Annotated in this window: 13 protein-coding genes; 10 read left to right on the top strand and 3 right to left on the bottom strand. The window is 61.2% G+C overall.

Annotation, left to right across the window (positions count from 1 at the left end; all coding sequences use genetic code 11):
* Nucleotides 1-132: 132 nt before the first annotated feature.
* Together EP30_RS01775 and EP30_RS01770 are read right to left on the bottom strand one after the other, a co-directional pair.
* Complete coding sequence (locus EP30_RS01775) at nt 133-1,470, bottom strand: PH domain-containing protein (RefSeq protein ID WP_140555589.1); 1,338 nt, start codon at nt 1,468-1,470, stop codon at nt 133-135.
* Complete coding sequence (locus EP30_RS01770; protein WP_181160742.1) at nt 1,467-2,024, bottom strand: PH domain-containing protein; 558 nt, start codon at nt 2,022-2,024, stop codon at nt 1,467-1,469. Before EP30_RS01770 ends, EP30_RS01775 begins: the two co-directional genes overlap by 4 nt.
* Nucleotides 2,025-2,143: 119 nt before the next feature.
* Here EP30_RS01770 and EP30_RS01765 point away from each other — a divergent pair, with 119 nt between their 5' ends.
* Nucleotides 2,144-2,941, top strand: coding sequence for a Cof-type HAD-IIB family hydrolase (locus EP30_RS01765; RefSeq protein ID WP_140555584.1), 798 nt, complete (start codon nt 2,144-2,146; stop codon nt 2,939-2,941).
* Between the two features lie 194 nt (nt 2,942-3,135).
* On the opposite strand, the gene EP30_RS01760 is transcribed toward EP30_RS01765, so the two are convergent.
* Nucleotides 3,136-3,489: a VOC family protein gene (locus tag EP30_RS01760; RefSeq protein ID WP_140555715.1), complete on the bottom strand. Its 354-nt coding sequence runs from the start codon at nt 3,487-3,489 to the stop codon at nt 3,136-3,138.
* A 193-nt stretch (nt 3,490-3,682) separates the two neighbouring features.
* On the opposite strand from EP30_RS01760, the gene EP30_RS01755 reads away from it, so the two are divergent.
* The 9 genes from EP30_RS01755 to typA all read left to right on the top strand — a co-directional run bounded on the left by EP30_RS01755 (nt 3,683) and on the right by typA (nt 12,544).
* Nucleotides 3,683-5,347 (top strand): spermidine synthase, encoded by a 1,665-nt coding sequence (locus EP30_RS01755; protein WP_258185307.1) that lies wholly within the window; start codon nt 3,683-3,685, stop codon nt 5,345-5,347.
* Between the two features lie 312 nt (nt 5,348-5,659).
* Entirely contained in the window at nt 5,660-6,418 is a 759-nt protein-coding gene (gene infC / locus EP30_RS01750) for a translation initiation factor IF-3 (protein WP_245819437.1), read from the top strand.
* On the top strand, nt 6,399-6,593 hold the full coding sequence (rpmI, locus tag EP30_RS01745; protein ID WP_093961319.1) for a 50S ribosomal protein L35: 195 nt from the start codon (nt 6,399-6,401) through the stop codon (nt 6,591-6,593). The genes infC and rpmI overlap by 20 nt, the downstream gene beginning before the upstream one ends.
* A 48-nt stretch (nt 6,594-6,641) precedes the next feature.
* Nucleotides 6,642-7,025 (top strand): 50S ribosomal protein L20, encoded by a 384-nt coding sequence (gene rplT / locus EP30_RS01740; protein ID WP_093961320.1) that lies wholly within the window; start codon nt 6,642-6,644, stop codon nt 7,023-7,025.
* A gap of 90 nt (nt 7,026-7,115) precedes the next feature.
* Nucleotides 7,116-8,021 (top strand): site-specific tyrosine recombinase XerD, encoded by a 906-nt coding sequence (xerD, locus tag EP30_RS01735; protein WP_140555582.1) that lies wholly within the window; start codon nt 7,116-7,118, stop codon nt 8,019-8,021.
* A 125-nt stretch (nt 8,022-8,146) separates the two neighbouring features.
* Complete coding sequence (locus EP30_RS01730) at nt 8,147-8,995, top strand: ParA family protein (RefSeq protein ID WP_181160741.1); 849 nt, start codon at nt 8,147-8,149, stop codon at nt 8,993-8,995.
* A 65-nt stretch (nt 8,996-9,060) separates the two neighbouring features.
* Nucleotides 9,061-9,900: a ScpA family protein gene (locus EP30_RS01725; RefSeq protein ID WP_308810399.1), complete on the top strand. Its 840-nt coding sequence runs from the start codon at nt 9,061-9,063 to the stop codon at nt 9,898-9,900.
* Nucleotides 9,901-10,464, top strand: coding sequence for an SMC-Scp complex subunit ScpB (scpB, locus tag EP30_RS01720; protein WP_140555580.1), 564 nt, complete (start codon nt 9,901-9,903; stop codon nt 10,462-10,464).
* 157 nt (nt 10,465-10,621) lie between these two features.
* Nucleotides 10,622-12,544, top strand: coding sequence for a translational GTPase TypA (typA, locus tag EP30_RS01715; RefSeq protein WP_094665550.1), 1,923 nt, complete (start codon nt 10,622-10,624; stop codon nt 12,542-12,544).
* Nucleotides 12,545-12,552 lie beyond the last annotated feature (8 nt).

Genomic DNA, 12,552 nt, shown 5'->3' with positions numbered 1-12,552 from the left:
GGGCCTTCGCCTTCCCGTTGTTTGACACATGCCTGACGTGCATGGCCCAGTCATGCAGGTATTGGGCGTCGACGGTACGGATTGCGGTGAACCGCAGTTCCGAATAACCGTTCGTGACGAACACGGGCATGGTCATGGATTCCACGCCGGCGGCGAGCCGCCATGGATAGATGCGGCGTCGTACATTCTGGATCCGGGTCCGTGTCGTGAACATGGTGACGAAGCCGAGTCCGCGGGCCCCGGTGACGACGATGCGGTCGCCGTGCCCAGCGTGCCGATGACGGTCAGCGTTATGGGCATCGTCAGCAGATACCGTCCCAGTCCGTGTGCCGTGCGCGTCGCCGGAGGAACGTGAAGATTCCACTCGGGCAGTATGACCGCCAGTGTCGCATACAAGCGGTCGTCCGCAACGACCGGCAGAATGCCGCCAGCCGACATCGCGGCCAGTTCGTCGTCATCGGCACCGGATGTGGTGAGACCGACTTGAACCGAACTGAGATGCAACGCCCTGCGCAACACCGATTGATGAATCGTCACGGTCTGCACATGACCGACCGGAATGGTGAACGAGCGTCGGGTGAAGAATCCGCGAACGATGATCAGATCATCACCGCGACGCCACACCTCGAATCGGTAATACAGCATCAGCGATTTGACGATGCTGATGGCCAGTATCATCAGCAGCCCCGTGGCTATCGTGATGATCATGCTCAGCGTGCTGCTGGAGGAGAAGCGGATGATCGACTCCTGTGCCGAGTAGAACATCTTCCTGGGAAGCAGATCCTCCAGATTCTGCGCGAATCCGTACAGTACGAGTAACGCTGCGAGGAATTCCAGATCAGTGAGCGCGAACAGCACCGTATCGCGTACCGATGCGCGAAACGCCAGTCTGCCGGCGTCTTCGTGGACAACGGTTCGACGAACGGCCGTGTGTTCGTCATGTTTGGTATTGCTCCGATCCTCATAGGCGGGTTCGATGTCCGTGGCCCGTCTGCGCAGCCGCTCCAGTTGCGTTCCCACCGATTGCGGTACCGCCGTGAGCGTGATGGACGATCCATTGGATATGCCACCCGATTCGACGGCGATGCTGACCAGTCCGAATGGTCGAAGAACGAACGGCGTGGTGATGTTGATCGTGTGGATGCGATCGTAGGCGATGGTGGTGCGTACGGTGTTGAGGATGCCCGCCTCCATCGTGATGCCATCGTCGTTAAGACGATACCGTTTTCTCGACCATGCCACGATCCTGATTACGGCCATGCCCAGCAGAGTGGCCGACGCGGCCAGACGGATGGCGTGCCGCGGCATTCGCAGCCATGAGGTCATCACCAGCAGCGACACCATCGTGCCGATGATGGACCGGGCCCGTTCGGCGATGTCGATCACCAGCGACAGCGGATGCATACGGTGCCAGTCGGCCGATGCAGTGTGCATGCGGACTGGCGTTGTCGACGGATGCGGTGCTGTCATACGTCGTCCTTCGACGTCAGCACCCGCATGCTGATCTGATTCACGATCGAGGTGGCGCAGTCATCGTCGAGCGCCGCGATCTCATGTTCGTCCACGGCGGTATGGAGTTCCACCGCAGTGAGTGAGAAGCTTCGCAGCAACGGCCCCTGTTTGGTCGTCACATGCTGTATGCGGTTGTAGGGGATCGTCGTGGTGGTGCGCAACAGCCATCCCTTGTGCAGCATCACATCATGGGGGCCGATCGAGTATCGGTTGAATGCGTAGGCGTACCGGATCCGTAACGGCTGCGTGGCAAGATCAGCCATCAGCATCACGACGGCGACCATCAGCACAGGACCATGCCAGAACGTCCACCACCCGGCAAGATGACTGATCAGCGCGACGATGCCACAACCGAGAGCGCCGGAACAGTCCCTGATCGCCGACCGCAGCAGCCATACGCGCTTCACCGATGCAGGCAGACTCGTCCATGGGCGTTCCCCCTCCGACGGAGCGGATTCCATCGTGGTGTCTGTGGAATCGTCTCCGGCCACGGTGTGCATGGCGTCGTGCATGATCGTCTCCTTCCGCGACTCAGCGTAGCAGGGGACCGGCCGGATTACGTGTCTGGGCATCGAAGGGCGTTGATAATCTGAGGGGGAACGTGACGCGCTACGTGCAAAGGGAGACGAGTATGGACCATCAGATCAAGGCCGTGTTCTTCGACATCGACGGCACGCTCACCAGTTTCAAGACCCACGAGGTGCCCCAATCCACCAAGGACGCCATCGAGGAGCTCAAGGGCAAGGGCATCAAGGTGTTCATCGCCACAGGACGTGCCCCCTCGCAGATGAAGATCGTCACCGCCCGGCTCGGCATCGATTTCGACGGCTATATGACCATGACCGGCCAGTACTGCTTCGACGACAATGGATTCCTCAAGACGCATGACATCGACAAGACCGATCTGCGCATCTTCCTCGACTATCTCGCCGACCATCCGGAAGTCGGCGCGAACTTCGCTGAAGAGGATTACGTGTACTTCAACCAGATCAACGAGATCATCCGCAACCAGTACGCAGGTCTTGGCGCCACGGCACCCTCGCTGGTGATCGACGATGTCAACCGCGTGTTCAGCCATCCCACCTACCAGTTCAGCGCCTTCGTCAAGGAGGACGAGGAACGGCGTATCGTCGATCTGCTGCCCGGATGCCGTTCGGTGCGGTGGCATCCCGCGTTCTGCGATTTCATTCCGGCGGACGGCGGCAAGCCGGCCGGCATCAAGGCGTTCATGGAACTGTACGGGTTTGAGCGCGAGGAATGCATGGCGTTCGGCGACGGCGGCAATGACGTGGACATGCTCGCCTACGCCGGAATCGGCGTGGCCATGGGCAACGGCGGTGAATTGGCGAAGGCCTCGGCCGACTATATCACCGCGGATGTGGATGACGACGGCATCCTCAAGGCGTTGCAGCACTTCCATGTGCTCTAGGACCGATCGCCCGAATCCGAATCAGGTCGGCCACCCGAATCTGACCGACTGCCGGTGCGTGCATAACGCATATAACGCATATAACGCATATGACATTGGTGCCCGGCCTCCGTCCGTGGAGACCGGGCACCAACTCGATGTGTGGCGGGCGTGACCCGTGGTCATGATGACGAATGATCACGCCGGATCCGACATCAGTGCTTGCACGCCTCGATGTTGTTACCCTCCGGATCGTGCACGAACGCCGCATAATACGTCGGACCGTAGTTCGGGCGGGTGCCGGGTTCGCCGTTATCGGTGCCGCCGGCCGCAAGACCAGCCGTATGGAACGCCTTGATCGCGTCCTCGTCACCGACGAACGCCACATGAGCAGGCGTCACATCGCCATCCGTCCGGCTCACCCAGACGCTGCTGCCATCCGCGGACGCGAACTGCACGGCACCCGGGAACTCCGCACCCTTCGTGTATCCAAGCGGGGCGAGGGCGGCCTCGTAGAACGCGGCCTCCGTATCGAAGTCCTTCACCTTGATCGTCAGATGATCGAGCATCATATCCTCCTTCATCGTTGATGGAACGGCCCATTGCTGGAATCCACTACGATTCTAGGCACGAACCGTATCGACGCTGCGTATATTCGTTTCGCATGGGCGATTCGCGGAATCTTCGCCACAAAACCGCATCATGGTCGCATAATAGGTGGGACGGCATTCGACTGGCACGGCAAAGGCGGACGATATGAGAATGAAGGACAATGGAAACCGACCGATTCTGCAATCAAAGGTCTTCCTCTACGTCACCGAATTCTTCTCCGGCATGGCCGTCATGGCCGCCGAACTCGGCGCATCCCGACTGCTCGCCCCCTACTTCTCCAGCTCCCAGATCGTCTGGACCATCATCATCGGCACCATCATGATCGCGCTCGCCCTGGGTGCCGTAGTCGGCGGCCGGTGGGCCGACAGGAACCCCGACCCCGATCTGCTGTACCGTCGCATCGCCGTCGCCGCCGCGTGGATCGCACTGATCCCGTTCGTGGGCAAGTACCTGATCTTGCTCATCTCCGGCCTGCTGATCGTCACCGTCTCCACCAACTTCCTCGTGATCGCGGCGTTCATCAGCTGCATGGTCATCTTCGTGCCACCGCTGTTCCTGCTCGGCACCGTCACGCCTGGACTGGTCAAATTCACCACCGATTCGCTCGACGACAACGCCACCATCGTCGGACGGCTGTCCGCATGCAATACGATCGGTTCCATCCTCGGCACGTTCCTGCCCACATTCGTCACCATTCCCGCGGTGGGCACGTTCGTCACCTTCCTGATCTTCTCCGGACTGCTGCTCGCCATCGCGTTGGCATACTTCATCTTCTCGCGCATCAAACCGGTGACCGGAGCCGTCTGCACCGTGCTGTTCATCGGCTCGGCGGTGTTCTCTCCCATGAGCGGATTCGCATTCTGGGAGAACAATCTCGCCTATGAAGGCGAATCCATCTACAACTATCTGCAGGTCAAGAACCTGTCCGACCGCACCATTCTGTCCACCAACGTGCTGTTCGGCGTACAGTCCGTCACCATGAAATCCGACGGGCTCACCGGCATGTACTACGACACGGCGCTGGCCGCGCCGGCGCTCGCCGATCATGCTGGCTCCGCGCTGATCCTCGGCATGGGCACCGGCACCTATGCGCGGCAGCTGCGTCGGTACTATCCCGACATGAAGGTGCAGGGAGTGGAGATCGATGGGAAGATCACGCGTCTGGCGGGGGAGTACTTCGACGAGCCGAGCGACATTCCAGTCAGCACCTACGACGGTCGTGCGTGGCTGGCCGCCAGCGACGAGACCTACGACGTGATCATGGTCGACGCGTATCAGGACATCACGATTCCGTTCCAGATGAGCAGCGTCGAATTCTTCCGTATGGTGAAGAAACATCTGAACCCCGGCGGCGTGATGGTGGTGAACATGAACATGATCTCCGACGGCGAGGGGTCGATCAACGAATCCCTGCAGGCCACCATCGCATCCGTGTTCGGCGGCGGCAACGTGATCACGGCCGATGTGCCGAAGACCACCAACCGCGAACTGTTCGCCAAGACCCAGGGCGAGGACAAATCGTTCAAGGGCGTGAGCGATCTGGCCAAGGATTCCAAGGCGATCCCGCTGCGGGCCGTCACCTACATCCGCACGCATGACTCCGAGCTTCGCGACTACATGTCCGATGTGGCTCACCGTTTTGTGAAGGTGGAGGAGCCCGAAGCCGGCAGTCCGCTTATCCTCACCGACGACAAGGCGCCAGTGGAACTGCTCGGCATGCGCGCCATCGACCAGCTCATCGCCGAGGAGGCGGGGCCGTACCGCACGATTCTCAGGGAGCGGGGCATCCAGGGGCTGATCGACGAGGTACGCTGATCGACGACACGCGCCACGCCGGTTGCGTAACGGAAAAACTGTGGTATTATCTTCAAGGCTTGAGAAATCAAGAAAGTGGAGAAATCCCACCTGGAAGCCTTTTACGGCTTCGGGTCCAAGGCCTACAGCCTTCCGGATCAATGATCACCACGATTCATGATCATGGTCTGACAGAGCAATGATGAGTCATCGTTTCATGATTCATGATTCCTGCGGAATCGCATGCCGTTGGCATGACAAGGATTCCACGCACGTATGGTCGTCTTCATGGCGCTTTCGCGGATGACGATCGGTTGGACGTGTGGACGCTGTATGTTTCGGACGCAGATGGAATTTCGCCGGGCAGTAGGGAATGGAGTCATCATTAGCGCCGAACCACGTATCAACGAAGAGATTCGCGTACCGCAAGTACGCCTGATCGGCCCGAAGGGCGAGCAGGTGGGCGTCATCGCGACCTCTGTCGCGCTGAATCTTGCGCGTGAGGCAAGCCTCGACCTCGTCGAGGTGGCGCCGAACGCGAAGCCTCCGGTGGCCAAGCTCATTGACTACGGCAAGTACAAGTACAACGAGAAGATCAAGGCTCGTGAGGCTCGCCGTAACCAGAGCACCGCGGAGATCAAGGAGATTCGTTTCCGCCTGAAGATCGACGACCATGACTTTGATGTCAAGAAGGGTCATGTCGAGCGATTCCTTTCCGGCGGCGACAAGGTCAAGGTCACCATCATGCTGCGCGGCCGCGAGCAGTCCCGCCCGATCGGCGGCGTGGAGCTGCTACGTCGTCTGGCCGACGAGGTGTCGGAGCTGGGCACGATCGAATCCCAGCCGCGTCAGGAGGGTCGCAACATCATCATGGTGCTGGCCCCCAAGGGCAAGAAGGTGCACACCCAGTCCGAGCAGCGTCGACGCGGTGCCTCCGCCCGCGCCGAGCGTCAGGCCCGTCAGGCCGCTCGACTGGCCGCGAAGAAGGAAGCCCAGGCCGAGGCCGCAGCTGAGGCCCATGCCGAACTGAACAAGACTTCCGTGAAGGAACATACTCAAAAGGAGGGCAGCAATGCCGAAGATGAAAAGTAACTCCGCTGCATCCAAGCGCGTCCGCGTCACCGGTACGGGCAAGCTGATGCACGCTGGTAGCTCCATGCGTCACAACCTTGAGCACAAGTCGGCCCGTATGCGCCGCGCTCTGAAGGCCGACAAGGTGCTGGCCAAGACCCAGACCGCCAACCTGAAGAACATGCTCAACCACTGATCCGTGGTCTGCACAGAAGACGACTTAGGAAAGCTGAGGAAATAAGATATGGCACGTGTCAAGCGCGCAGTCAACGCCAAGAAGAAGCGTCGCGTCGTTCTCGAAAGGGCTTCGGGTTACCGCGGCCAGCGCTCCCGCCTGTACCGCAAGGCCAAGGAACAGCTGCTCCACTCCTTCAACTACAACTTCCGCGACCGCAAGGCTCGCAAGGGTGACTTCCGCAAGCTGTGGATCCAGCGCATCAACGCTGCCGTCCGCGCAGAAGGCATCACCTACAACCGCTTCATCCAGGGTCTGCGCTTGGCCGACATCGATCTCGACCGTCGCGCTCTGGCCGAGCTGGCCGTCTCCGATCCGGAGACCTTCAAGACCATCGTCGAGGCCGCCAAGGCCGCTCTGCCCGAGGACGTGAACGCCCCGGTCAACGCCTGATAGTATTCATCAGTCGATGGTTGCACCCCGTTACGTATACGCTACGTGACGGGGTTTTCTTTTGCCGCCACAGGTGGAGGAGGATGATCCGTGCACGAGCTGATCGAACGTTTTCTGGCATACATCGACGTGGAGCGGGGGCTGGCCAAGGCCACGGTGTCCGCATACCGGTCCGATCTGACCAGATACGAGCAGTGGCTGAACGCCCACGGCATCACCACGATCGACGCCGTCTCTCGTTATGATGTCGAGGATTTCATGGCGTCGCTCGCGGAGGAGAGCACAAGAAGCCGCGCCCGCCGTCTTGCGGCCGTGCACGAGCTTCACCGGTTCGCCGTCTCTGAGGGCAATGCCCCATCCGACGTGTCCGAAGGGGTGAAGCCTCCCAAGGGGGCGTCCACCTTGCCCGATGTGCTCAGTGTGGATGAGGTGTCCGCGTTGCTTGACGCCGCTGCTCCCAAAGGTGCCGTGGACCCCGTATCCCTGCGTGACCGTGCGTTGCTCGAGTTCATGTATGCCACGGGGTGTCGCGTCTCTGAGGCGGTGGGGACCGACCTCGCCGACATCGACCTCGATCGTCGTGTGGCGAGACTTACCGGCAAGGGGTCCAAGCAACGGCTGGTCCCCATCGGATCCTATGCGTGCGAGGCCATGCGCGCGTATCTTTCCTCCGGTCGTGAGGCTCTGGTGGGCAAGGCGCGCAAAAATCCGGAGTTGCGCGCCATTTTCCTCAACAAGCGCGGGCGCCGGCTGTCGCGGCAGTCGGTGTGGGAGATCGTCACGACGGCGGGGAAGCGCGCCCACATTGCTAGGCCGCTGCATCCGCATACGCTGCGTCATTCCTTCGCCACGCATCTTATTCAGGGTGGTGCCGATGTACGCACCGTACAGGAGCTGCTCGGCCATGCAAGCGTGACCACCACGCAGATCTATACGCACGTCAGTCCCCAGGTGCTCATGGAGACCTACCTGATCTCCCACCCCCGTGCCCGGTAGGGTTAATGGGCGATGGCAGGGATGCATCGAGCCGGGGATGCGGCAAGGCCATGGCCGGACGTTCATATGACACGTGGAGCACATGTGATTCAGGTGCGAACAAACTAGGCACGGTTGTTGTTAGCATGGAGTCTATGCCTACTGATCTGTTAGGGCGCGAATATGAGACGTTCCCCGCGCCGCAAGCTTTGGACCATCATGGACCCGCACGAATCATTGCCATGTGCAACCAGAAGGGTGGCGTAGGCAAGACCACTTCATCAATCAACATCGCCGGTGCATTGACGAACTTCGGACGCAAGGTGCTGATCGTCGACTCCGATCCCCAGGGAGCGTCGTCGGTCGGACTCGGCATCAACGCGAACTCCGTGGACAACACCATCTACACGGCCATGTTCAACCCGTCGCTGGACCCGCACGAAGTCGTGCATCACACGCGGTTCGAGGGACTGGACATCATTCCCGCGAACATCGATCTGTCCGCCGCCGAAGTGCAGCTGGTCACCGAGGTCGGTCGTGAGCAGGTGCTTGCCAGCGTGCTGCGTCCGCTGCGCGACGAATACGATCTGATCATCATCGACTGTCAGCCGTCGCTGGGCCTGCTCACCGTGAATGCGCTGACGGCGGCCGATGGCGTGATCATCCCCGTCGCGGCCGAGTTCTTCGCCCTGCGTGGCGTGGCGTTGCTCATGCAGTCCATCGAAAAGGTGAAGAGCCGCATCAATCGCGGTCTGGAGATCGACGGCGTGCTGGTCACCATGTACACTCGCACGCTGCATTCGGAGGAGGTGCTCGACCGCATCTACGAGGCGTTCCAGGAAAAGGTGTTCCACACCGTGATCACTCGGTCGATCAAACTGCCGGACGCCACGATCGCCGCCGCGCCGATCACCATGTATGCGCCGGATCACAAGACCGCCAAGGAATATCGCGAGGTGGCGCGTGAGATGGTGGCGCGCGGAGTGGTGGCGTGACGGCGGCGGAGCATCCCCTCGAATTACCGGAGTCACAGTTCCCGGAGTCACAGACCGGCGGTGCCATCGAATCCGATGCCACCGCCGGTTTCCATGTGGATCTCGAGTCGTATCAGGGCCCGTTCGACGTGCTGTTGGGCATGCTGGCCAACAAGCGGATGGAACTGACCGAGGTCTCACTGGCGACGATCACCGAGGAGTTCCTTGCCTATATCGGTGCCATGGACCTGACCGACAATATGGACGAGGCCAGCGGTTTCATCGATGTGGCGTCGGTGCTCGTGGAGGCGAAAAGCGCGGCCCTGCTGCCGTCCTTCGACGACGGCGAGCGCGACGAACGCAGCATGGAGGCGTTGCGGGAGCGCGATCTGCTGTTCGCCCGACTGCTGCAGTACAAGGCGTTCAAGCAGGCCGGACTGGATTTTCGCGCCCGTATGGATGCCAATGCGGGGCAAGTGGATCATCCGGGGTACGTGGATGACGTGATCGCCGCCATGATGCCGGAGCTACGGCTTGCCACGGATGCGGATACGTTGGCTCGTCTGGCCGCCAGGGCGATCGCCGGCGCCCCTCCCGATGAGGTTGCCGTCAGCCAGCTGCATGTGCCTCTGGTGGATCTGCGCGAGCAGGCGTCCATGGTCAGGGATCGGTTGCGTCGACTGCCGGCTGGCGGTTCCATGACGTTCGATCAGCTGACGGCCGACACGGATACGAGGATCGAGGTGGTGGCCCGTTTCCTTGCGGTGCTGGCGTTCTTCAAACAGGGCGATCTGCAGTTCAAGCAGGATAGACCGTACGCCGATCTGCATCTGCGATGGGCGGTCGGCGGGGATTCCCCGTCCGGGACGACGGATGGCGGCGACGGGAATGCCGCCGTGACGATGATTGAAAAGGATTTTGCATAGATGGTGAATGTGGATGATTTTCCCGGTGGGCTTGCGGCGTGCCTGGAATCGGTGCTGATGGTGACCGATCATCCTGTGACGGAGGATTCGCTGGCGTCCGTGCTGGACGTGGATGCCGATCGGGTGCGTGTGACGTTGGAATCGTTGCGCGACGAATACGACGGTACGGAGGGGCTTCCGCGCCGTGGGTTCGAACTGCGGCATACGGTTCGTGGATGGCGTCTGGCGAGCCGACGGTCGTTTGATCCGGTCGTGGAATCATTTGTCAATGACGGCAGAACCGCGCGTCTGTCGCAGGCTGCCATGGAGACGTTGGCGATCGTGGCCTACAAGCAGCCGATCACGCGTGCGCAGGTCGCCGCCATCCGCGGCGTGAACTCCGACGGCGTGATCCGTTCACTGACGCTGCATGGGTTGATCGGCGAGCGGGGCGTCGATCCCGACTCCCATGCGGCGCTGCTGGTCACCACCGATGTGTTTCTGGAGAAAATGGGACTGGACGGTCTCGGCCAGCTGCCGTCGCTTGCCCCGTTCCTCCCCGAATCGGTGAGTGACGTGGCATAGGCCATGGCGGTCCGCATGGTCGCTGTCAAGGAATACGGCTACGATTGGTGCGGTTTGTGTGTGTATAGGGAAACGGCAACGAACCATTCCGAATACTCAGAATCGACGCAAGAACTTTTTGCGACACAAATAGACAGTCAACTAAGAGAGGTTTTCGATGGCGGTACGCGGTGATATCCGTAATGTGGCGATTGTGGCTCACGTCGACCACGGTAAGACCACGCTCGTGAACGCAATGCTTCAGCAGTCCCATGTCTTCAACGAACGCGAAGAGGTTCCGGATCGTGTGATGGACTCCAACGATCTGGAACGCGAGAAGGGCATCACCATCCTCGCCAAGAACACGGCCGTGGAATACACCGGCCCGCTGGCCGCCAAGTACGGCCACCCGGAGGGCATCACCCTCAACATCATCGACACCCCCGGCCACGCCGATTTCGGCGGCGAGGTGGAGCGCGGCATCTCCATGGTCGATGGCGTGGTGCTGCTGGTCGACGCGTCCGAAGGCCCGCTGCCGCAGACCCGTTTCGTGCTGCGCAAGGCCCTTGAGGCCAAGCTGCCGGTGATCCTGTGCGTCAACAAGGTCGACCGCCCCGACGCCCGTATCGAGGAGGTCGTGGGCGAGACCTCCGATCTGCTGCTCGGTCTGGCCGACGACGTGCAGCATGAGGGCATCGACCTCGATCTCGACCAGCTGCTCGACATGCCGGTGATCTACTGCGCCGCCAAGGCCGGCTACGCCTCGGTCAACCAGCCCGCCGACGGCGGCATGCCGGACAACGACAACCTCGAGCCGCTGTTCGAGGCCATCATCTCCAACATCCCCGCTCCGGAATACGACGAGAACGCTCCGCTGCAGGCCCACGTGGCCAACATCGATTCCTCCGACTTCCTCGGTCGACTCGGTCTGGTCCGCATCTACAACGGTACGCTGAAGAAGGGCGCCACCTATGGCCTGTCCCGTGTGGACGGTTCCCTTGAGAATTTCCGTGTCTCCGAGCTGCTGCGCACCCAGGGTCTGGACCGTCAGCCCGTCGAGGAGGCCGGCCCCGGAGACATCGTGGCAGTCGCTGGTGTCAACGACATCATGATCGGCGAGACCATCGTCGACCCCAACGATCCGAAGCCGCTGCCGCTCATCCACGTCGACGACCCGGCAATCTCCATGACCTTCGGTGTCAACGACTCCCCGCTGGCCGGCACCGAGGGCAAGGACCACAAGCTCACCGCCCGCATGATCAAGGATCGTCTGGATCGCGAGCTCATCGGTAACGTGTCGATCAAGGTACTGCCCACCGACCGTCCCGATGCCTGGGAGGTTCAGGGCCGTGGCGAGCTCGCTCTGGCCGTGCTGGCCGAGCAGATGCGTCGTGAGGGCTACGAGCTGACCGTCGGCCGTCCGCAGGTGGTTACCAAGATCATCGACGGCAAGATCAACGAGCCGATGGAGAACACCACCATCGACGTGCCCGAGGAGTACATGGGCGCGGTCACCCAGCTCATGGCCGACCGCAAGGGTCGCATGGACAACATGACGAACCACGGCTCGGGCTGGGTGCGTCTGCAGTTCACCGTTCCGTCCCGTGGTCTGATCGGCTTCCGTACCGCGCTGCTGTCCGCCACCCGCGGCACCGGCATCGCATCCTCCATCTCCGCCGGCTACGCTCCGTGGGCTGGCGAGATCGTCATCCGCCAGAACGGCTCCATGGTCTCCGATCGTCAGGGTGTGGCCACCCCGTACGCCATGCAGCGTCTGCAGGCCCGTGGCAACTTCTTCGTCGATCCGCAGTCCCCGGTCTACGAGGGTCAGGTCGTGGGCATCAACAACAAGCCCGACGAGCTCGACGTGAACATCACGCTGGCCAAGCACATGACCAACATGCGTTCCTCCACCGCCGACGTGCTGGAGACGCTTACCCCGCCGATCAAGATGAGCCTCGAGGAGTCCCTTGACTTCGCGAACGAGGACGAGTGCGTGGAGGTGACCCCCGAGGCCATCCGCGTGCGCAAGATCATCCTCAAGCGTGACGATTGGTACAAGTGGCGCGCCAAGCAGCGTCGTCAGAACAAGAACGCCTGATTCGTATC

Source organism: Bifidobacterium sp. UTCIF-39 (assembly GCF_006408715.1).
In the GTDB taxonomy this organism is placed as follows: domain Bacteria; phylum Actinomycetota; class Actinomycetes; order Actinomycetales; family Bifidobacteriaceae; genus Galliscardovia; species Galliscardovia tissieri.
This window is presented reverse-complemented; position numbering and strand designations above follow the sequence as displayed.